The organism is Lactobacillus sp. CBA3606 (assembly GCF_002970935.1).
GTDB lineage: Bacteria > Bacillota > Bacilli > Lactobacillales > Lactobacillaceae > Lactiplantibacillus.
The window spans coordinates 1,031,100-1,052,181 of record NZ_CP027194.1 but is presented as its reverse complement, the minus strand read 5'-3'; the positions used below and the strand labels follow the sequence as shown (position 1 = coordinate 1,052,181).

The 21,082-nt window shown below is 42.8% G+C and carries 24 protein-coding genes; 12 read left to right on the top strand and 12 right to left on the bottom strand.

All coding sequences use genetic code 11. The features are described 5' to 3' along the window. Window positions 1-8: 8 nt before the first annotated feature. The 3 genes from zwf to C5Z26_RS05305 form a co-directional block, all read right to left on the bottom strand. Window positions 9-1,490 (bottom strand): glucose-6-phosphate dehydrogenase, encoded by a 1,482-nt coding sequence (gene zwf / locus C5Z26_RS05315; protein ID WP_105448946.1) that lies wholly within the window; start codon window positions 1,488-1,490, stop codon window positions 9-11. Window positions 1,491-1,617: 127 nt separating this feature from the next. Beyond that, window positions 1,618-1,971: an SdpI family protein gene (locus C5Z26_RS05310; RefSeq protein WP_105448945.1), complete on the bottom strand. Its 354-nt coding sequence runs from the start codon at window positions 1,969-1,971 to the stop codon at window positions 1,618-1,620. Between the two features lie 163 nt (window positions 1,972-2,134). Beyond that, on the bottom strand, window positions 2,135-2,920 hold the full coding sequence (locus C5Z26_RS05305; RefSeq protein WP_105448944.1) for an SDR family oxidoreductase: 786 nt from the start codon (window positions 2,918-2,920) through the stop codon (window positions 2,135-2,137). A 140-nt stretch (window positions 2,921-3,060) separates the two neighbouring features. Here C5Z26_RS05305 and C5Z26_RS05300 point away from each other — a divergent pair, with 140 nt between their 5' ends. The 3 genes from C5Z26_RS05300 (at window position 3,061) to C5Z26_RS05290 (ending at window position 6,272) form a co-directional block, all read left to right on the top strand. After that, window positions 3,061-3,600 (top strand): TetR/AcrR family transcriptional regulator, encoded by a 540-nt coding sequence (locus tag C5Z26_RS05300; protein ID WP_105448943.1) that lies wholly within the window; start codon window positions 3,061-3,063, stop codon window positions 3,598-3,600. A 94-nt stretch (window positions 3,601-3,694) separates the two neighbouring features. After that, a complete protein-coding gene (locus C5Z26_RS05295; protein WP_105448942.1) occupies window positions 3,695-5,083 on the top strand; it encodes a class II fumarate hydratase in 1,389 nt (462 codons plus the stop codon). Between the two features lie 19 nt (window positions 5,084-5,102). After that, complete coding sequence (locus tag C5Z26_RS05290; protein WP_105448941.1) at window positions 5,103-6,272, top strand: MDR family MFS transporter; 1,170 nt, start codon at window positions 5,103-5,105, stop codon at window positions 6,270-6,272. 100 nt (window positions 6,273-6,372) lie between these two features. Here C5Z26_RS05290 and nrdI read toward each other — a convergent pair whose 3' ends face one another. Further along, entirely contained in the window at window positions 6,373-6,846 is a 474-nt protein-coding gene (nrdI, locus tag C5Z26_RS05285; protein WP_105448940.1) for a class Ib ribonucleoside-diphosphate reductase assembly flavoprotein NrdI, read from the bottom strand. 263 nt (window positions 6,847-7,109) lie between these two features. Here nrdI and C5Z26_RS05280 point away from each other — a divergent pair, with 263 nt between their 5' ends. Next, window positions 7,110-7,442 (top strand): bacteriocin immunity protein, encoded by a 333-nt coding sequence (locus tag C5Z26_RS05280; protein WP_370447987.1) that lies wholly within the window; start codon window positions 7,110-7,112, stop codon window positions 7,440-7,442. A 36-nt stretch (window positions 7,443-7,478) separates the two neighbouring features. Then, complete coding sequence (locus C5Z26_RS05275; RefSeq protein WP_105448938.1) at window positions 7,479-8,120, top strand: LytR/AlgR family response regulator transcription factor; 642 nt, start codon at window positions 7,479-7,481, stop codon at window positions 8,118-8,120. Between the two features lie 49 nt (window positions 8,121-8,169). Here C5Z26_RS05275 and C5Z26_RS05270 read toward each other — a convergent pair whose 3' ends face one another. Then, window positions 8,170-9,546, bottom strand: a complete 1,377-nt coding sequence (locus tag C5Z26_RS05270) for a hemolysin family protein (protein WP_105448937.1) — start codon at window positions 9,544-9,546, stop codon at window positions 8,170-8,172. A 162-nt stretch (window positions 9,547-9,708) separates the two neighbouring features. Here C5Z26_RS05270 and C5Z26_RS05265 point away from each other — a divergent pair, with 162 nt between their 5' ends. Together C5Z26_RS05265 and C5Z26_RS05260 are read left to right on the top strand one after the other, a co-directional pair. After that, the gene (locus C5Z26_RS05265; protein ID WP_105448936.1) at window positions 9,709-10,047 is read left to right on the top strand and encodes a hypothetical protein; all 339 of its coding nucleotides are present in this window, start codon (window positions 9,709-9,711) and stop codon (window positions 10,045-10,047) included. Between the two features lie 33 nt (window positions 10,048-10,080). Then, window positions 10,081-10,497: an Hsp20/alpha crystallin family protein gene (locus tag C5Z26_RS05260; RefSeq protein WP_105448935.1), complete on the top strand. Its 417-nt coding sequence runs from the start codon at window positions 10,081-10,083 to the stop codon at window positions 10,495-10,497. Between the two features lie 55 nt (window positions 10,498-10,552). Here the strand turns inward: C5Z26_RS05260 and C5Z26_RS05255 are convergent, their stop codons facing one another. The 3 genes from C5Z26_RS05255 to C5Z26_RS05245 all read right to left on the bottom strand — a co-directional run bounded on the left by C5Z26_RS05255 (window position 10,553) and on the right by C5Z26_RS05245 (window position 12,115). Then, window positions 10,553-11,206 carry a YczE/YyaS/YitT family protein gene (locus tag C5Z26_RS05255; RefSeq protein WP_234005733.1) on the bottom strand — a complete coding sequence of 218 codons (654 nt, stop codon included), beginning with the start codon at window positions 11,204-11,206 and terminating at the stop codon, window positions 10,553-10,555. Next, a complete protein-coding gene (locus C5Z26_RS05250; RefSeq protein ID WP_234005732.1) occupies window positions 11,196-11,627 on the bottom strand; it encodes a MarR family winged helix-turn-helix transcriptional regulator in 432 nt (143 codons plus the stop codon). Before C5Z26_RS05250 ends, C5Z26_RS05255 begins: the two co-directional genes overlap by 11 nt. A 131-nt stretch (window positions 11,628-11,758) precedes the next feature. After that, the gene (locus C5Z26_RS05245; RefSeq protein WP_105448934.1) at window positions 11,759-12,115 is read right to left on the bottom strand and encodes a hypothetical protein; all 357 of its coding nucleotides are present in this window, start codon (window positions 12,113-12,115) and stop codon (window positions 11,759-11,761) included. A gap of 145 nt (window positions 12,116-12,260) precedes the next feature. Between C5Z26_RS05245 and C5Z26_RS05240 the strand changes: the two genes are divergently transcribed. From C5Z26_RS05240 to C5Z26_RS05230, 3 genes are all read left to right on the top strand, one after another. Beyond that, entirely contained in the window at window positions 12,261-12,785 is a 525-nt protein-coding gene (locus C5Z26_RS05240; protein ID WP_105448933.1) for a DUF1836 domain-containing protein, read from the top strand. Between the two features lie 207 nt (window positions 12,786-12,992). After that, window positions 12,993-13,742, top strand: coding sequence for a LytR/AlgR family response regulator transcription factor (locus C5Z26_RS05235; protein ID WP_105448932.1), 750 nt, complete (start codon window positions 12,993-12,995; stop codon window positions 13,740-13,742). A 13-nt stretch (window positions 13,743-13,755) separates the two neighbouring features. Further along, window positions 13,756-14,409, top strand: a complete 654-nt coding sequence (locus tag C5Z26_RS05230; protein WP_105448931.1) for an HD domain-containing protein — start codon at window positions 13,756-13,758, stop codon at window positions 14,407-14,409. A gap of 87 nt (window positions 14,410-14,496) precedes the next feature. On the opposite strand, the gene C5Z26_RS05225 is transcribed toward C5Z26_RS05230, so the two are convergent. After that, entirely contained in the window at window positions 14,497-15,276 is a 780-nt protein-coding gene (locus C5Z26_RS05225; RefSeq protein WP_105448930.1) for a hypothetical protein, read from the bottom strand. A 4-nt stretch (window positions 15,277-15,280) separates the two neighbouring features. Continuing rightward, window positions 15,281-15,787 carry a Cys-tRNA(Pro) deacylase gene (gene ybaK, locus C5Z26_RS05220; RefSeq protein ID WP_105448929.1) on the bottom strand — a complete coding sequence of 169 codons (507 nt, stop codon included), beginning with the start codon at window positions 15,785-15,787 and terminating at the stop codon, window positions 15,281-15,283. 124 nt (window positions 15,788-15,911) lie between these two features. On the opposite strand from ybaK, the gene C5Z26_RS05215 reads away from it, so the two are divergent. Together C5Z26_RS05215 and C5Z26_RS05210 are read left to right on the top strand one after the other, a co-directional pair. Next, a complete protein-coding gene (locus C5Z26_RS05215) occupies window positions 15,912-16,634 on the top strand; it encodes a GntR family transcriptional regulator (RefSeq protein WP_105448928.1) in 723 nt (240 codons plus the stop codon). 449 nt (window positions 16,635-17,083) lie between these two features. Next, window positions 17,084-19,450 carry a phosphoketolase family protein gene (locus C5Z26_RS05210; protein ID WP_105448927.1) on the top strand — a complete coding sequence of 789 codons (2,367 nt, stop codon included), beginning with the start codon at window positions 17,084-17,086 and terminating at the stop codon, window positions 19,448-19,450. Window positions 19,451-19,532: 82 nt separating this feature from the next. Here the strand turns inward: C5Z26_RS05210 and C5Z26_RS05205 are convergent, their stop codons facing one another. Further along, window positions 19,533-20,435 (bottom strand): RluA family pseudouridine synthase, encoded by a 903-nt coding sequence (locus C5Z26_RS05205; protein ID WP_105448926.1) that lies wholly within the window; start codon window positions 20,433-20,435, stop codon window positions 19,533-19,535. 80 nt (window positions 20,436-20,515) lie between these two features. Beyond that, a complete protein-coding gene (locus C5Z26_RS05200; protein ID WP_105448925.1) occupies window positions 20,516-20,965 on the bottom strand; it encodes a universal stress protein in 450 nt (149 codons plus the stop codon). Window positions 20,966-21,082: the final 117 nt, after the last annotated feature.

Below are 21,082 nucleotides of genomic sequence, written 5' to 3'. Positions count from 1 at the left end.
TTTAGTGATTAACCTTTATAAATCCAGTCGTTACCGTCGCGCTTTAATAAGTCATCTGAAGCGGCTGGTCCCATAGTTCCAGGTTGGTAGTTCGGAAAGTCAGGGGTATGTTCATCCCAGTATTTCTGAATAACATCGACGAATTTCCAAGAATAGGCTACTTCTTGCCAGTGGGTAAAGTTAGTTGCATCGCCATTTAAAGCATCATGCAATAACCGTTCATACGCTTCAGGACTATTAGCTGTAGCTTCAGAATCGTGGTCGAAGTCGAGCTTAACTGGAGTCGTCGCAAAGCCTTGACCAACACATTTAGCGTTCATCCGTAATTCAAAGCCTTCAGTTGGTTCAACGTTGATGGTTAAAACATTTGGTTCTAAGCCATTATCAGGCGTTTGATCAGGATTATCGTCGTGATTGAAGATATTCACAACGGGGCGTTTGAAGACCACATCAATCCGAGTAAACTTGTCAGCTAAGCGCTTCCCAGTCCGCACATAAAATGGCACTCCCGACCAGCGGAAGTTATCGATCATCACTTTACCAGCGACAAAAGTATCCGTATTGGACTCAGGTGAAATCTTATCTTCTTGCCGATACCCTTTAGCTTCGTCAGTAGGGGCATATTGTCCCCGAACAAAGTTAGTCGCAATTTCAGCGGGCTTATATGGTCGCAAGCTACGTAAAGCTTTGACTTTTTCGACATCAATATCATTTTCGGTGAATTCAACGGGTTGATCCATCGTGAGTAAGCTTAAAATCTGCAGAATGTGATTTTGAACCATATCACGTAAAGCTCCGCTGTTATCATAATAAACGGCCCGTTCTTCAACGCCTAATTTTTCACTTAACGTGATTTGAACGTTAGAGATGTACCGGTTATTCCAAAGTGATTCCCAAATGTTATTGCCAAACCGAATGGCCGAAATGTTTTGAATCATTTCTTTACCTAAGTAATGGTCAATCCGATAAATTTGGTTTTCATTGAATGTTGCCGTCAATTGATCGTTTAATTCCTTGGCACTAGCGTAGTCATGACCGAATGGTTTTTCGATAATAACCCGGTTGAAGCCATTTGGCGTCAAGATGTTTTCAGACTTCAAATGTTGCGCAATCGTGCCAAAGAAGTTAGGCGCCATCGCTAAGTAGAAAATCCGATTACCTTGTAAGCCATATTGTTGATCTAATTTTTCAGACAATTGCTTTAAGGTGACATAATGTTGCGCATCCGTAACATCATGAGATTGGTAATAAAAATGGCTCGCAAATTTAGTGACCGTGGCTGGATCAGCATGTAAGCTGGCCAACGAATCCGCAATAATTTGATGATAATGATCATCCGTCCATGGCCGTCGGGCAGTCCCGATTACGGCAAAGTGTTCCTGTAAATACCCTTTTTGATAGAGTTTAAACAATGAAGGGTAGAGTTTACGTTGGGCTAAGTCACCGGTACCACCAAAAATGGTGAACAGGGCGATTTTTTCTTCAGTCATCAATTTCACTTCTTTACTAGAAATATTAATTAAAGTACATTTAATTGGAATTAAGTTTTTAAAACTGTAAAAGTTACCATTACTAATATTAAGCAATTAATAGTCACGGTCAATTATAAAGCACTGGTTATGCCTTGGGTTGTGGATCATCTGGAAATTCATGCCGTAATTCACGTTCCGTGGCAATATTTTGCAAAATTAGACCAGCCCCTAAAGCGATCGCTTGTAAGTTTACACTTTGTAAGCCCGCGATATTAAAAAGCCCACCTAAAACGGCACCAATGAAAAGTAGGCCGAAAATTTCAATGCCCAACATGGCATAGAAATGTTGAGCAAATTTCCAAGTTTGCTCATTCTTAATAGCGCGTCGTGACATGTAGCCAGCTAACGAATGCATTTTGGGCATCCGAATCCGCTGGTAAACCCAAATGAGCAAAATGACCAAAAAGCCAGTCGCTAAACCAAAATTATTACTCGACATCTCGTTACCCCGCCAGTTCATAGATTAACGCCAAAACTACGTTTAATAACATTATAACAATCATCGACCGAAGCCGTCGACTTTCAGGTCGAAAAAGTGTTGATTTCTCGTTTTTTTAAAATAAAATCAATAATATCAGCGCAGATGATGGTTGGGTTAGGGGTCACTTTTTCAAAAAAGTGTTTAACGCTCGCTTACCCCAAATATGAGTGATGGTATTGGGCATTAGCTTCAATAGTTGACGTAAGACTCGCGTGAAGCCAACATCGACTTGTAACCGATCTTTCGTCATCCCCTTAATGCCGGCATCAACTAATTTTGATAGTGGTGAACTCACGAGGGTTGTTAAACGGTCATGATCATACTGTGACGTTAAGTTAGTTTCGGTAACTAATGGCGGGAGTAATTCCAACACATGGATATTAGCGCCATGAGCGCGAATTTGTTCACGTAAGGCATCGGTATACATATGGATGCCCGCTTTTGAGGCGGAGTAGAGCGGTGAATCCGCAACGGTCATCAATGAGAGGAGCGAACTAACCGTGACAATCATGGCTTCTGGTTGTTTTTGCAAAAGGGGTAATAAGGATTTAGTGACATAAACCGTGCCATATAAATTAGTTTGGCCTTCAGCCATTAAATCGGTCAGTGCCACCTGTGAATCGAATAGATCGTATTGCCGCATCACACCGGCCGAATTAAAAATAAGCGTTAATTTTGGAAAATCATGAGTTAAAGTGGCGGTTAAGGCTTGAACTTCTGTCGGCTGACTAACATCAGCGGCAATGCCATGGAGTTTGGGATATTTAGCCAGTAGGGTGTCCAACTTAGCTTGTGAGCGCCCGACAATAATGACGGTATTGCCCATGGTCATGAAGCGAAGGGCAAAGGCTAAGCCGATACCCGAGGTACCACCAGTTACTAGGATTGTTTCATTTTTTAATTTCATCAGTTGCTCCTGTCAATGACGTTATTTAGATAATGTTAGGTATTATAGCGTCATTGGTTACAAAAATCAAAAAAAGTTACTTAGAGTCATCATCATTAGGATAGGCTGTGCTAAAATAAAGCCTTGAGGAGTTGATAACGATGAAAAAAGTGACAAATGAGTTAATCATTCAAACGGCGGAGCAACTATTAGCAACCGATGACGATGTGACATTAGCCAAAATAAGTCATGATTTAAATATTACACATGCCGCATTGTATAAGCATTTTAAAAATAAAGACGATTTATGGACCGCCGTTTTGAAGCAATGGTTTAGTCGAGAAATCATTGCTAAAATCACGCCACCAGCAACGGCGACTCCGGCAAAAGTGGCGTTGAAAGCTTGGCTATGGCAACTGGTCAATGCGAAGAAAACGACCTACAATACGAATCCAAGGATGTTCGCGCTGAATACACGGTATATTGATGATCGACCGGCTGTCTTGCGGGAAGTCCTCCAACCGGCGTATCTTGAAATCAATCAAATCATGGGTTATGAAATGGCGGAAACTGCTAAAGCCGAGACGATTCTGGCTACTTTGGCCGTATTCATGCTACCGACGTTTAAAGAAACTTGGAATTGGCCTGATTATAAAGACCGCTTTGAGGCGTTATGGGCGTTAATTGAACCAGGACTGTGAGTGGGCTGGTTAATTTGATGAGAAAATCCTTAGGTCTCGTCTCGAGGAGGGCGTATACTTAGGGATAATTATTTGACTGAGGAGGATTTTTTAAATGGAAGAATATCGTGAAGAAACCGATACGTTGGGGCCGGTTAAGATTCCCGCCACCGCTTTATGGGGGCCACAAACGGAACGTAGTCGCCATAATTTTCCGCATGGAGCGGTTATGCCGGTGCAAGTCATTCGGGCCTTATTACAAATCAAGCGAGCGGCGGCACGGGTGAATCAACAAGTGGGAACGTTGACTGCTGCCAAAGCAACTGTGATTGAACAAGCGGCCAAACAGCTTTTAGCCCTAGACGATGCCGCTTTAATGGCGGATTTTCCGTTGCATGTTTATCAGACCGGGTCGGGGACGCAAACGAATATGAATGTGAATGAGGTATTAGCCCATGTCGCGGCGCAACTTGATCCGGCCACACCGTTGATGCCCAATGATGATATTAATCAATCACAAAGTTCGAATGACACCTTTCCAACCGCAATGAATATTGCGGCAACTTTGGCATTAGCACCAGTTGTCACGCAATTACAAGCGCTAATCACGGCGTTAACAGCGAAGCAGCAACAGTATTGGCACACAGTTAAGATTGGTCGGACCCATTTACAAGATGCGACGCCCTTAACTTTTGGTCAAGAAGTCAGTGGTTGGGTTAGTATGTTAAACCATGACTTAGGTTATGTGAATCAGTTAAAAACGGCATTGTTAGCGTTGCCAATCGGTGGCACCGCCGTTGGGACGGGCTTAAATACGCCACCAGCCTTTGCGGCCAAAATGACAGCTAACCTGGCCGTGACTTATCAGATTGCTTTTCGACCTGCGGATAATAATTTTGCGGGGTTAGCGGCACATTCGGAATTAACCGTGGTTCACGGCGCATTACGGACCTTGGCAGCGGATTTAGTTAAAATTGGTAACGACTTGCGGTTCTTAGCTAGTGGGCCACGGGCCGGTTATGGCGAATTAACCATTCCGGCCAATGAACCCGGCTCGTCAATTATGCCAGGGAAAGTCAATCCCACGCAGATTGAAGCGTTGACGATGGCGGCGGCCCGCGTGATGGGCAATGATACCACTATCACTTTTGCGGCTAGTCAAGGGAATTTTGAAATGAATGTTTACAAACCAGTGATTATTGCAGCCTTTTTGGAATCGGCTGATTTATTGAGTGGCACGATTGATGGTTTAACCACGAAATTAGTCGCAGGCTTGACGGTGAATGCTGAACGGATGCGAGCGTTAGTTGATGAGTCATTAATGACGGTCACAGCGTTGTCGCCTAAAATTGGGTATCATCATGCGGCTGAAATCGCCCAACTAGCTGAACAATCTGGGTCAACGTTGCGAGAAGCAGCCTTGAAGAGTGGCTATGTCACTGGCCCCGACTTTGACCAATGGGTTGACCCCTTAAAAATGACGAATATTGATCGTTCAAAATAGAAAAACTTAGGTGAAAGTAATGCAAAAAGAAGTTCGGTTACGGTGGCTGTTTATTGCCAATTTGCTTAATAATGCGGGAGCAGCTTTTATGTGGCCGTTGACCACGGTTTACATGCACAATTATTTGCATCAAACGTTAACATTTTCAGGCATTATTCTGTTTTGCATGTCGTTGGCGATGATTTTAGGGAACTTCGTTGGCGGCCGGTTATTTGACCGTTGGCGCCCGTATTGGACGGCTATTTTAGGCGTGACCATTTCGACTGCAGCGTTAATAATATTGGTCTTTTGGCACAGCCTGTGGCCCTATGCTGGTGGCTTGATTTTAGTTGGTTTTGGTGACGGTATTAGTATGACGGTCGTCAATGCTTACGCGGCTACGGTTACGACTAAGTCGAATCGCGTGGTCTTTAACTTATTATATATGGCTTTAAATGTGGGCGTTGTCATCGGGACGTTGCTTGTGGGCTATTTGTTGGATCTGGGGATTAACGTGGTTTTCATGGTGGCAACTTTATGCTATCTCGGGTTGTTCGCGATTGTGTTGACGACCTTTAATGTTGCTCCCGTTGCGATGAAGCAACCACAAACTGTGACTAAAGTAGCGACTGATCAGACCCCTAGTCGCAAGCGTCACTTAATTTGGCTGATTTGCTTGATGATTTTTACCATCTATCTGAGTTATGCGCTTTGGGAGAGTCTCTTATCGGTTCACATGACGAACTTAGGGATTCCATTCCGGCAATACAGTGAAGTCTGGACCATTAATGGGGTGCTGATTATTGCGAGTCAGCCAGTGGTGACGCTGTTTAACGAGCGTTTTAAGATTGGCACGCAAATCGGTTTTGGCATCACGCTGTTTGCGTTATCTTTCTTAGGTCTAGTCTTCGCCCGGCAATATGTTGATTTTATTATTATTATGGTGGTGCTAACGGTGGGGGAAGTGATTGGTCTGCCAATCGTGCCTGCGTGGATTGATGATATGGCCGCAGCTAATCAACGTGGCAAATATCAAGGTCGTTTCAATATGGCTTTGTCGTTGGGGCGGGCAGTGGGCCCCTTATTTGGTGGGATGATGGTGGCCCAGTTCTCGTACGCCGTGTTGTTTATCACGGTGACCGCAGCCATGCTGATGACTTTAGGTATTGTGTTAGTTAAGGCGCGGCAAGCTCATTTGTTGAATGGCTAACTCATTTTTCAAGTGAGGATCGAGTCATTAATCGCTTAAAAGCAAACGGTCCGCTAGCAAATTTTTAGTTTGCTAGCGGACCGTTTATAATTTGTCGGACTTATTCCGTTAAAGCTTGTAGCCGTTCTTTCATAACGTTATAAATACGTTCAGTATCCACTGAGGTGCCGCGTAATTCATAATCGGCAATGAAGTCGGTGTCTAATTGTTCGGCGTAACGGCGTGCGGTTAGGCAATATTGATCATTAAAGTTACGGTTACCACTACCGACCACGCCGAGGCATTGGTTAGCATTTTGATCGTAGTTGAGGTATTCACCTAAAACATTGGTCATTAACTCTTTGACCCCGTTATCAATACCGTTACCGCCATCTAAGTAGGTTGGAACAAAGGCGAAGTAAGGTTTTGTTTCAATTGCAAAGTCAGATTGTTCTGTAATCTCTTTTAGTGTAATTACCGGATTACTTTCATCCGCGGCATGTTGGGTCTTAGCATAGTCCTGCATCCGCGTTACAAATGAACGGGTATTACCTTCAATGGAAAGATAAATGATATTAATGGTTGTTTCGCTCACGGTCATTTCCTCATTTCTGTCTTAAACTTGTAGCCTAATTTTACGCTGTGGGGGGTAGTTTTGCAAACTAATTGTAAGCGATAACGTTATTATTATCAGCTAATCGTAAGGGCAAGCTTAGTGTTCATGATGGATTTATGAGGTTACAAGATGTTTTTGAGTCGGGCGTTAAAAAAACGATTAAAGTAATAAGTGTTCAAGTTAAGAGTTGTTTTGACGATTAGGAGGTCAAAAGTATGAGTAATGAGACAAAGAACCGCGATATGGCTAAGGCTTATATTCAGGTATTACTAACAAGTTTTAAAAATCATGCGCAGCAACCTGCCGAACTTTTAGATATAATGGATGTTTTGGCTCAGGTATATAAAAAGCTTGATAAGGCGAAGGATTCGGCCGCATTAGTGAATCGATTAGTTAATTATATTCGTAGTATGGCCATCAAGGGGCGGCTTCATTTTCCAGCAGAGGAAGAGGATTTGATGATTAAGCTCAGTGCAATTGGGAAAAAGGCTGGCTTAAACGGGTTATATATGGCTGATTTTTCTGATAAATCACAATTTTATGGCTTTTTAGAAAAATTTCCACGGCACAGTTAGTCCCCAATTTTGGTGATGACGGCCGTGACTTAATGTGTGTCTGGCCGAATTTGTTTTAACTATTTGAGGCAAGCTAAGCCAGAAAACGGTATTTATCTATTGGATATTGATCTAAATGCTGATATTAATGGTATTGAGTTGGCTGAAAAAATTCGAGCGGTTGATGTTCAGGATAAACTGATTTTCATTACGACTCATGATGAAATGGCCCCAATTACGTTGAAACGACAGTTAGAAGCGCTAGGATTCATCAGTAAGGATCAGCCGGTTGACAGCATTCGGGCGGAAATTATTGATAACTTAGCTTTAGCGCAACAGCGTTCATTGGCAGCCGCAACGACGCGACAACAAAATTTTGCGTTCACAGTTGGCAGTCGAATTTTCAATCTTAAGTTACAAGAAATCTTATTCGTAACCCCGGCTGATATACCACATCGACTTAAGTGCTATGCGCAAACGGGTGAATACGAATTTTATGGGAAGTTATCAGCGCTTGAAAAGCAGTATCAGCAGTTGTTTCGCTGTTCAAAATCGGCCTTAATCAATGTGGATAATGTGATTGAATATGATGTTAAAACTAAACTAATTTATTTTGGTGCTGACTTGAGCTGCAAGTGTTCAATAACTAAAGTTAAAGCCTTGAAGAAGCAACTTAAAGTTAATGGTATCGTTGGCTAACTAAAAGCACGACCCGAAAAATCATTGATTTTTCGGGTCGTGTTTTTAGTTATTTTTTATCATCATTAGCGGTGTCATCAACCGTTGAAGCAGTCGTTGAAGTGGTTCGACGACTAACTTCAAACCAGTTAATATACGCATTTTCAAAATCTAACGCTTTAAAATCAAAGTCAGCAATTGTAATCGTATCGCCAGCCTGAATCTTAGGGAAATTATCTAAGATATAGCCCGTTAAGGTGACCACATCCGAATCCTCGAATTCTTGCAAGTCAGTCTTGAAGAACCGTTCGAAATCATAAAGGGTCATTTTACCGCTAATCTGATAAATACCATCGGCTTGTTTTTCAATGTATTCAGTTGAAACATTGTCGATTTCATCATTAACGGTACCAAAGAGTTCTTCATAAATATCTTTATCAGTAACAATCCCACTCGTTCCCCCATATTCGTCGACAACGACGACGATGGGGGTCTGCTTATCAATCATCTTTTGCAAGATAGCTTGAATTGGCGTTGTTTCGGGAATGGTGATGATATTTCGGAGCACTTTGTTAACCCGAATTTCGTCATCAACTTCACCTTGGCGGATTAAATCATAGTTGTAAACATAACCTAAGATTTTATCCTTATCGTTATTAGCGACAACGGGTAACCGACTGAAACGTTTTTGTAAGTAAACGCGAATCGCTTGTTTAACCGTATCGTTAATATCAATCACGACTAGTTGCGTTCGGTCGATCATAATATCCTTAGCAATCTTGTCGTTAAATTCAAAGGCCCGTTCCATGTAGAGATAATCGTCACGGTCCAGTTGACCGCCTGAAACGGCGTTACGTGACAAGTTCAGGATTTCAGCTTGTGAATAGACATCGTTATCTTCATTAGCCACAGGAATACCGAGCAGCTTGACTACGCCGGTTGACGAGGTGTTCAACAGCCAAACGAATGGGTAGAAGATGACATGGAACCACCGTAGCGGTGTTGTGATGACTGCCATGACTTTTAAAGGCATATCAATCGCAATGTTTTTCGGGACGATTTCAGTTAGGACAACTTCTAAGTAAGTTAGGATGAAGACCCCTAAAATAATGCTAATAACACGCAAAATAGAGGTGCTGATGGATAAGTTGAACAAGTCCAATAATTGTAGGACAAAGTGTTCAGTTGTTTGTTCACCAATCCAGCCGAGGATAATCCCAGCTAATGAGACCCCCACCTGCGTGGTTGAAAGATATTCGTTAAGGTTTTGTACCATATGCAGTGATGTTGCGATCCGTTTAGATGGCTTATCACGTTTTTTCTGTTCTTCTTCGAGCGCACTTGGTCGGGTCTGAACTAAAGCAAATTCACAGGCAACGAAGAAAGCGGCGACGAAGAACGTAATGACAATAATGACTAAATTTGAAATTATCTGGCCACTGTCCAAAGAAACATTCCTCATTTCATTTAATTAAGTTACATCAATTATAACGCGAAGTAGCTACTATTATAAGGATAGTTACGATATTTTGCAATCGAAGAAAGATGTTTAACGTTTAGCGGTAATGGTGCTAGACTAAGGGTAGATTAAAAAAGGAGATCTTTTAAGATGCCAGTAGAAACGAAAACTAAGGTTCACGAGGATTCGAAGAAATTGGTTTATCAAGCTAGCGACGTGCAAAAGGCGATGGCTTTAATTCGGGCGCAAGGTTATGTGACCCGTAACGACTTCAGTCAAATGGCCGATGCTGACTGGGCTGAAGGTTTTAATGAAAAGATTGAAGCGGCTTTTGCAAAGGTCGAAGGCGAAGACCCTTATATTTATTTTGAACAATTTGACTTTAAGGGCGGCGACATTGATTCAGTCATCTTTGATATGGATCGTGTCAAGACCCGGGAACATGCGTTAACGTTATTAGCTGACGCCATTCATCAGACGGCTTATTAAAAAATAATTTTATTTGGGATGGGAGCATGAACGATGCATCAACAACTACGGCGTCATTTGAATGACTTACAACCAATCAACGTGTTAAAGCGACTGCATCGAGCGGTTCACACCGTGGTGACTGCACCATTAGTGATGAAAACGGATGTGGTTGAACATGATGATGATTACACAGTAACCGCTGAATTACCCGGTTTTGATAAAGAAGCGATTACCGTCACGTATGTTGACGACTGGTTAACCATTCGAGCGCGACAAGGAACGATGCGTAGCCAAGCGGATGACGGTCGCCGCTTACGACAGGAACGACCGCTGAAGGATTTGATGCGGCGCTTCTATTTTAAGAACGTGTTGAAAGACCAGATTCAGGCGCATTATAGCGATGGCTTGTTGATGGTGACTTTGACTAAAAAGGTGACTACACCAGCCGGTAAAATTACGATTCAATAATTAAAAGCATTAAGGGAAGCCCCTAGACGGACTAACCTTAATGCTTTTTTCGGCTTTAATTAAGTTTAAATCTACTAACCAGCTTAGCGATGAGCGCCACAAAGCGGCCGGTTAAGAGGGCGGCTAACACGGTACCTTCACGAACGCCAATCAGGCCATGCAAAAAGATGAGCGCAATGATAACAGCGATGAGTACCATTGCAATATCACAATCAACTTTTAATTTAGCGAATGGTTGGTGGGTTACCAAGACAATTGCCACGACAATCCCTTCACCGGGCATGACGATTAGGCCAGCGTTGACTTCTAGGTAAACACCCAAAGCTAAGATGAGGATACTGATAAAGCTGACGATGAGCTGGCGCGGGTAAGTTGTAATGGGTAAGCCACCAAAAATCCGCACAAAATAATCAATTAGGGCACTAAAGAAGGCGGCTGGCAGTAGTTGTAATAAATTTGTCCAGGCAAATTGGTGCCGTAAAATGACTGCTTCTAATATGATGGTGATAATCATGATAACGACGGTCATTTGGCCAATCGAGTAATGGCTAACTAAGCTTAAAACGTTGGGAATACTTGAAATTGGTGAGGTACCGATGCCCGCTAATTTTGAGAGGGCGACACCCATTGCCATGAAGAATAGGCCAAACAACAACATAATCAAGTGCAAAATGAATTGGTAGGGGGTCCGCAGCGCGTTATTGGTCATCAGAATGCACCAAAGAATCAAAGACTAGCCCTAGTTGCGTGGTAAATGTGGCGGCGTCAATTTCAGGATGTTGATTGAATAGATCAGTCCACCAAGTTGTCATCGCTGTTCGAAGCTCGGCAGCTAAAGCTTTTCCGGTGGTCGTCAAAATAATCTGATGGGCACGGAGGTCGTCGGGATTGGGCTGGCGACTGACCAGTGCTTGCTGTTCAAGCGTCTTTAGATTACGCGCTAATAAGCTTGGATCTAAACTCATTGCAGTAGCGATTTCTTTTTGGGATAGTCCATGGTGGTCGTTAATAAATAAGATGACGTCACTAGTCGTGGCCCGCATATCGAGACCAGCGATTTGCTGATTAAACTCATTCTTCGAGCGGCGATAGATGCCCGCAATCAGTTGACTTAAATTATAGGTTTCCAAAGTAAATAGCCTCTTTCAATGAAATGATGGATAAGTCCATTAAATGCTCAAAAGGCCAGTTTGTCAATTGAATTGCAGGAAGCAAAAAGGAGCTTGGCTTTTATACCAAACTCCATAGTGCGCGATACCAATTATTCAGCTTTAGTTTCGGTATCAGTTGGTTGTGCTTTATTTGCATCTGAGATGCCCATGTGAATCGTCCGTGGCCGATCTTTGATAATAACGATTGTCCCTTGGCCGAGAAAGTTCTTGGGGCCATCGTAAGCCATTTCGTATTCATTCGCGAATGAGCCAGATTTCTGCAAGGTCATGAAGAAAATCTTGTCATCTTCATAGTCATCACTAAACATGACAGCCATGGTGCTATCAATTAGGAGCTTTTCTTGGCGCATTGCTTTTAGGCGTTCCCATAAGCCAGTGATTACTGGCGCAGGAATTACGGCCTTAACATCGTCGCCAACGCGGTGTTTCTTAGTCATTTCATACATATATGGAACCACTTTTCTTTAAAATTTAAATCAACTCATAAATCATACCACAATCCATTATTAATGCTATTAATAAGGAAATCTAGTTTACATGACTAGTTAATCTGTATATAATGAGGGTAAGCAATCAAGGAGGGGATATTTAATGGCAACTACCGAAACTTATACTGATTGGCGTCAACGGATGAGTAAAGTCATCCTGCCTAAGTGGACTGAATTACCGAATTTTGATTTATATATGGATCAAGTTTTACTATTAATTAATGAAACTTTGCAGCCGTTGGGGGTCGATCCGGTCACGGCGGCAATGATTAACAATTACGTGAAGCATAAGGTGATTTTGTCGCCCGTTAAAAAGAAGTATCAGATTATGCAATTGGCAGACATCATCGTGATTAGTTTGCTTAAACCCAGCTATCCGTTAGATATGATTCGACAAGGGATTGATCAAGTAACGGCAACCGGCTATCCTAAACGAGCTTACGATAGTTTTATCACCACCTTAGTCGATCGGTTACATCATTTAGACGAGCCGGCCCGGGTATCTGATCGCGACTTAAGTGGTAGTTTGACCACCGCTGCGGCCCAATTGATTGTGGATAAATTACGGACTGATGAATTATTACGCTTGAATCAGGCGCAAATTCAACCGACACAAATTGAAAAATAAAGTGAATCCAATGAGATTTATTGACTGATAAGTTAAATTTAGTCAATGGTCTCATTTTTAGTTGCTGTCAGGCGTGGGATTTAGTATGCTTAAGAAGACCTTTGATAGGTTGTAAACAATTGAATTGAATCAACTAGCAGTGTGAGTGAGTTTCATGAAGGCACGTTAATTAGTGAAGCTTATTTACCATGAGAAAGAGTGATTGATATGAAGGTGTTCATCAGTGACGATCAGGAACAACACCGTCTCTGGTTAACCGACATTATTACGGCGCAACTAAATGACTTAAAGTTTGATTATGAGTTAGCGTCGGTTTGGCAACCGGCGGATGTGTTGCGGGCGGTAGCGATGAGTACGGGACCTAATTTGTATTTTTTAGATATTGTTTTAAAGCGGGAAACGAATGGCATCGAACTTGCGTCGCAGATTCGTGACTATGATCCCGATGGATTTGTGGTGTATGTGAGTGCCCGCGACGATATGGTCCCCGCAACGTTAACTGCGATGACGGCGCCGACTGGCTTTATTTCGAAAGCTGATTTATTTGATAAAGCTAAGTTTGTCCCCCGGATTCGGCGCGTGTTACAAGTCATTCAAAAACGATTAGAAACGATGCAGCAGGCGCCGGCACCGACTTTGAATTTGCAGAGTGGCGCGTTATTATTGAAGTTGAAGCTCGAAGATATTGTGTACTGTGAAAAGGTACACGGGTTGAGAACTGCGCGGATTGTGACGGACAATCAAGCTTATGTGGTGCGTAAAACCCTAAGTACGATTAAAGGCCAATTGTCCCAACCGCGCTTCTTTAACGATTTTCAGAGTTATGCACTGAACTTGGATAAAATTGTGACGGTAGATTTCAATAAGGGTGTGATTACGATGAGTAATGGCGACCACTTATCGTTTAGTCGCGGCACAATTAAAAAGTTACGGGCTTATTATCAAACTGAAGATTAAGGATGATGATTAGATGATAACGGCGTCTCAATTAGTAGCAATTAAAATGTATGCCTTACAGCGATTAGCCAATGATCATAGTGGTCATGGTACGGATCATTTAGAGCGGGTCGTTAAGTTAGCTCACCGGTTAGCCGTGGCAGAACAGGCGGATGTCATGTTGACCATGGCGGCGGCTTGGTTACATGATGTGATTGATGATAAATTAATGGCTGATCCTAAACAGGCCCATCAAGCGTTAGCGGCGCAATTAACGACGATTGGCGTGACCACTGAAGCGCAAACGACCATTTTTGAGATTATTGACCATATGTCCTTTAGTAAGTCTTTGAATGGCCCGCAAAAATTAAGTTTAGCAGGCCAAATTGTGCAAGACGCTGACCGACTAGACGCCATTGGGGCAATTGGAATTGCCCGAGCGTTATATTATTCTGGGCACGTTGGTGAAAAAATCTATGATCCGCAGATTGCACCCCGTGAACACCTGACTAAAGCGCAATATCGAAAAGAACCGGGAACGGCAATTAATCATTTTTACGAAAAGCTGTTCAAGTTAGCGGATTTGATGAATACTGCGGCGGCGAAGCAATTAGCCCAGCGACGAACGGCGGTCATGCGCCAGTTCGTCACCCAATTTAAAGCTGAATGGGTTGCGGATGATGACTAAAGTGCGTTGACCTAAAAGTTACAAAAAGTGGGACTACCGGTAGCGAAATGCCGGGAGTCCCACTTTTTAGTTAAGTTAAAAGCCAAGTTAATCCGCGATTAGGCGGGTAATGATTAAAACAATTAGGGAAACGACTAGTGCATAACTCAAGATAATGGCAATGGTAAAGCCAAAAGTGATGATGCTGGTGAAGATTGCGGTCGCCTGACCATCAAGTAAGGTGATGATCGTTGTAAAAACGATGATTAAAATGACCGTACTCATCAATCCGAGCGCACTATTTTGATAGTCAGCGGGACTAAGATCAAACCCACCAATCACAATTAAGATCGTTAAAATCAATAACAATCCGAGCTGCCACCAACTGGTCTCCGCCGTGGTTAAAGCGGTCCAACTGCCGTGCCAATTAGGATTTTTAGGGGTCGCTGCTAACGTTAAGATTGCCCGTGATAGCCCTGGAAAAAGCCACGCATCAAGCCCTAATAAACTGGCCGTGCAGCCAAAGATCGGTGCGACGCCGATAAACAAATTACCAATCATTTGATAGTAATTACCTTGTCGCCAGGTATGATTCACGTAACCTAGGGCCAAGTCATCTGGGTTACCCGTCGTTTGATGCAAGTGGGGGCGCTTAATCAGCCGGATGGACTGAATGCCATGGCGGAAGATTACGGCCATAATTAAGTGGCTAAGTTCATGAATAATAATCCCTAAACAGCCTAGATAGACCTGGCTATTAATGCCGAAACGACTGACTAAGTGTGCCTTAGTCTGCCGATTGATTAAGGTCAACACCCAAGCGAATAGGGCGGGAATTCCTAACAGGGTCGCTAATAAGAGTAAATTATTCCAAATAAGTTGTTTCACACAATCACTCCGTTATTTCGCCGAAAGTCCCATGGACCAAGCGGCGTAAATCCTCGGCGTTAATTTCAATCGAACGGCCGATTTTGCCAGATGAGACCAAGATATTGCCTTGCTTTTTGGCGCTCTCATTAATAAAAATTGGAAACTTTTTAGTTTCCCAAATGCCAACGGGTGTATTAGCACCGTGCTGATACCCGGTGGTGCGCTCCAAGTCTTTTAATGGAATCATGCCTACTTTTTTATTGCCAGAAAGTTTGGCAAGCTTCTTATAGCTGAGATGTTCATCAAGTGGTAAAACCCCGACTAAGGGACCGGTTTTGTTGCCAATTAAAGCGAGGGTTTTATAGATGTGATGTTCATCAACACCTAAGTGATCGACTTGTAATTGGGCGACATCCCCCTCGGTTTCAGTTGGAAATTCGTATTGTTGATAGCTTAGATTAGCCTTATCAAGAATCTTTTCGACCAAAGTTTTTCCTAATTTCGCGTCTTTTTTACTTTTTTTTGACATATTGTTTCATCCTCACAATTATAAATGTACGTTCCAATTTTAAAAATGGACCGGTGCAATTAACCCTCGGCGGTCAAAGTCTGCTATACTTTAACTAAACAAGTTAAGTAAAGGAGGGACCGATATGGCAGATTTAGTCTATCAACAAGTGATTACCGACCTAAACAAACGGATTATGGCCAATGAATTTGTCGATAAGAAGTTGCCAGATGAACGGAGCCTCAGTGAGCAATATCAAGTGAGCCGGAGTTCAATTAAGCGAGCACTGAATGTGTTAGCTAATCAAGGGTTAATTTTTAAAAAACGCGGTTCAGGAACGTTTATCAATCCATTATATCTTAAAAATCAATCTTCGTTTAAATATGAAGGCACCAATTTGGGCATTACGGATAGTTTAAATACGGAAGGCGCCCAACCTAGTATCCAATTATTAGACTTTCAGGTGATTCCTGCAAGTCAAGAGTTGCAGCAGGACTTATTTTTATCGGCAGATGAGTTTGTATATGAAATTAAGCGGTTACGTCTATTAGATGACCAGCCCTTTATGATTGAAACCGGGTATATTCCAATTAAGTTGGTACCGGAGTTAAATCGGCAAGTGGTGAGTGGCTCGATTTTTAACTATGTTCAAGCAACGTTGCATGATGCGGTGACAAAATCGTTTTTGTCGATTTCAGCGGATGTGTCGCAAGCAAATGATCAAAAATTATTAGGATTGAAGCCAACGGAACCGGTCGGCGTGATGAGTGGTATTTTCTTTTTGGATGATGGGACGCCATTTGAAGTGTCAAACATGCGCTTACATTATCAGTATATGAAATATACGACGTTTGTTTCGACGGATTAATGTAGCGGGTGCGAGCCAGCGTTTAGCGGTTGGACCTAGCCTAGCCAGTCCTATGATGCGGGTTAGGCATCGTAGAACTGGCATAGCTAAGTCGTGACCATTGCTGGCTCGCACCCGTTGCGGCAAGTTTCGGTCGTCGCAGTCATTTGAACTGGCGATTGGTGATGCGGCTGGTTTGAAACCAATTATTGAAAGCGTTTGAATGGTTACTGCTAGCAAGTAAAACGGCAGGTTTAAATTCGCGACAGATTAAGTGAAACTCGCTAAACTAGGTTTGAGCAGTGGCTCAAGCCTTTTTAGTTGTGCAAGTGAAGGTTAATTTATATAATTGGACCGTTCCAATTAACAAAAAGGTTGATTTTTAAAATGAACCTGTTAAGATAGAACTTGTAAACGATGTCAGCTAGTAACTCAAATGATAAATGCAAGCAAATTAAGGAGTGTTTTGAATGGCTACAGATTACTCATCACCAGCATATTTGCAAGAAGTTGACAAGTATTGGCGTGCCGCCAACTACTTATCAGTTGGTCAACTTTATTTAAAAGATAATCCATTATTACAACGGCCTTTAAAGGCGAGTGACGTTAAAGTTCATCCCATCGGTCATTGGGGAACCATTGCCGGTCAAAACTTTATTTATGCCCATTTAAACCGGGTCATTAATAAATATAATTTGAAAATGTTTTACGTTGAAGGTCCCGGTCATGGTGGTCAAGTGATGGTTTCTAACTCATACTTGGACGGTACCTATACCGATATTTATCCTGAAATTACGCAAGACAAAACTGGGATGCAAAAATTATTCAAGCAGTTCTCATTCCCAGGGGGCGTGGCATCACATGCGGCTCCTGAAACGCCTGGTTCAATCCATGAAGGTGGCGAACTTGGTTACTCAATCTCACATGGTACTGGTGCGATTTTAGATAATCCTGACGAAATTGCAGCGGTTGTCGTTGGCGACGGTGAATCCGAAACGGGTCCATTAGCAACTTCTTGGCAATCAACGAAGTTTATCAACCCAATTAATGATGGGGCAGTTCTGCCAATTTTAAATCTTAATGGATTTAAGATTTCCAACCCAACGTTATTCGGTCGGACTTCAGATGCCAAAATCAAACAATACTTTGAAAGTATGAACTGGGAACCAATCTTTGTAACGGGCGATGATCCTGAAAAAGTGCATCCGTTATTGGCTAAAGCCATGGATGAAGCAATTGAAAAGATTAAAGCTATTCAAAAGAATGCGCGTGAAAATAACGACCCAAGTTTACCAGTTTGGCCAATGATTGTCTTCCGTGCACCTAAAGGCTGGACGGGGCCTAAGTCATGGGATGGCGAAAAGATTGAAGGGTCATTCCGGGCACATCAAATTCCAATTCCAGTTGATCAACTTGATATGGAACATGCTGATGCCTTAGTCGATTGGCTCGAATCATACAAGCCAACGGAACTTTTCAATGACGATGGGACTTTGAAAGCTGATATTGCAGCAATTATGCCTACCGGTCAAAGTCGGATGGCTGCTAACCCAATCACCAATGGTGGGGTTGATCCAAAAGCCTTGAACTTACCAAGCTTCCGAGATTACGCCGTTGATACGACGCAACGCGGTGCTAACGTTAAGCAAGATATGATTGTCTGGTCAGATTACTTGCGTGATGTTATCAAACAAAATCCAGATAATTTCCGATTGTTTGGACCAGACGAGACGATGTCCAATCGTTTATATGGTATTTTTGAAGCGACTAATCGGCAATGGCTTGAAGATATTCATCCAGATAGTGATCAATATGAAGCGCCAGCTGGCCGAATCCTAGATGCACAGTTATCTGAACATCAAGCTGAAGGTTGGCTCGAAGGTTATGTCCTAACCGGTCGCCATGGCTTGTTTGCAAGTTATGAAGCCTTCTTACGCGTTGTGGATTCAATGTTGACGCAACACTTCAAGTGGTTACGGAAAGCCAATGAACTTGATTGGCGCAAAAAATATCCTTCACTGAATATTATTGCTGCTTCAACGGTATTCCAACAAGATCATAATGGGTATACCCATCAAGATCCAGGTGCTTTGACGCATTTAGCTGAAAAGAAACCTGAATATATTCGGGAATATTTACCAGCTGATGCCAATACTTTATTAGCTGTTGGTGATGTGGTCTTACGAAGCCAAGAAAAGATTAACTACGTGGTCACGTCTAAGCATCCACGGCAACAATGGTTTAGTATTGAAGAAGCTAAACAATTGGTTGACAATGGTCTAGGAATTGTTGATTGGGCAAGCACCGATCAAGGCAGCGAACCAGATATTGTGTTTGCAACGGCTGGTACGGAACCAACCTTGGAAGCCTTAGCTGCGGTACAACTCTTACACACGAGTTTCCCAGCCATGAAGATTCGGTTTGTTAACGTGGTTGACCTGTTGAAGTTGCGGAGTCCTAAGCGTGATCCACGGGGCTTATCTGATGAAGAATTTGATCATTACTTTACGAAGAACAAACCAGTTGTCTTTGCGTTCCATGGCTATGAAGACTTGATTCGTGATATCTTCTTTGACCGTCATAATCATAACCTATACGTGCATGGTTACCGTGAAAATGGTGATATTACAACGCCATTCGATGTACGGGTCATGAACCAAATGGACCGTTTCGACTTGGCTAAAACCGCAATTGCGGCGCAACCAGCGATGGAAGATCAAGGGGCGGCCTTTGTTCAGAGTATGGATAACATGCTGGCTAAGCACAATGCTTACATTCGCGATGCCGGTACTGATTTACCAGAAGTTAATGATTGGCAATGGAAAGGCCTGAAATAACAGGTTACTATTGAATTGATGATAAAATAAACGACGTTTCAACTTGGTGACTACTCACCAAGTTGAAACGTCGTTTTAGGGTTTAAAAATGGTCTAGTTGAGTTAAATCATCAAAACTGGCCGGTAACGGCGCGGTAACGGTCACTGCCGTTGTAGTAAATGGTAACGTGAGCTGTAGCTGCCAAGCATGTAATAATAAACGGGGCGCCATTTGATAAGTGGTATCGTAAAGCGGATCACCGATGATAGGATGACCGTTAGCTGCGAGATGAACCCGTAATTGATGGGTGCGACCAGTCTGCAGGTCAAGTTTAACCAAGGTTTGTTGCTGGGTGGTCTGAATAACTTGGTAGTTGGTCAGCGCACGCTGAGCGTCAGGAGTATTGATCCAACGTTTACGCTGATCAGTCAAATCATGACCAATGGGGTCAGTGAACTGACCAGTGGGATGGTCAAAATGGCCGCGGACCCAAGCATAATAGGTCCGGTGAATTTGCTTGGTGCTAATCAAACGATCAAGGATTGGCACGACTATCGGGTTTAAGGCGACTAGCATGGCGCCAGAGGTCATCTGGTCGAGTCGATGGACCATGTACGGGGCCTGTCCCGTTGCTTGAAGGTCCGCCGCTAAATGGTTTAAAACCGAGCCTTGTTCGCCGGGTTGATTTGGGTGCGCCTTTAAGCCGGCGGGTTTGTTAATGACGAGCAGATCTGCGTTCTGATAGAGGATGGGGACGGCCCCGGCAACATCCGGTTGATAACTAGAAACTGGGGTCCGAAAATCAGTTGGTAAAAATTGTAAAGTTAAACGGTCATTCGTATGAACAATGGTTGCGACGGAAGCTGGGCAATCGTTGACCCAGATACGACGCCCTTGTCGTAATTGTCCTTGGATGCGTTTGGGAAGCAACCATGTTTTTAAGCAGGTGCGCACGGTCTGTTGATTGAGAGCTGCTGGGAGCTTAACTTGTTTGGTCCATTGCACGATAGTAGCACCTTTCTTAACGTAAAAAGTGAGTTCTAAGGGCCTGGTTAGGTGCCTCAAAACTCACTTTTAACGTGTCATTATTTGACTGGTTTGACGATTAGCACATCACAAACTGCATTACGACTAACATAGGTTGTGACTGAGCCGACCATTAACCGTTCAACGGCGGACAAGCCGGTTGACCCAATCATAATCAATTCATTATGATGATCAGCAGGAAATTCCCGTGCAATGACCGTCTTCGGATTGCCAAAACGAACATGCACGTCAACTTTCTTAACGCCAGCGTCAATGACTTCTTGTTTGAGTTCAGCTAAGCGTTGTTGGACGTCTTCGGATAGCTTATAAATCACATCACCACTGACAGCCCCACCGTACGTATCACTGAATTGGTTAACTTCCAAAACGTTTAAAATGTCTAAATGGGTGTCGTTGCGCTTGGCAACTTCAATGCCGCGTTTTAAAACTTCTTCGGTGACTTTGGAACCATCAACTGGTACCAAGATATTTTGATATTGTTGTAACATAATAGTTACCCCCGTTTTTAATAGCTAATTAATATGTTTATTTTAGCATTAATTTCGGCGGCTGTAAGCCTTTTAGCTTAGAAGTTGCAGTCTGATGACTTTTTTTACAGTTTGTAA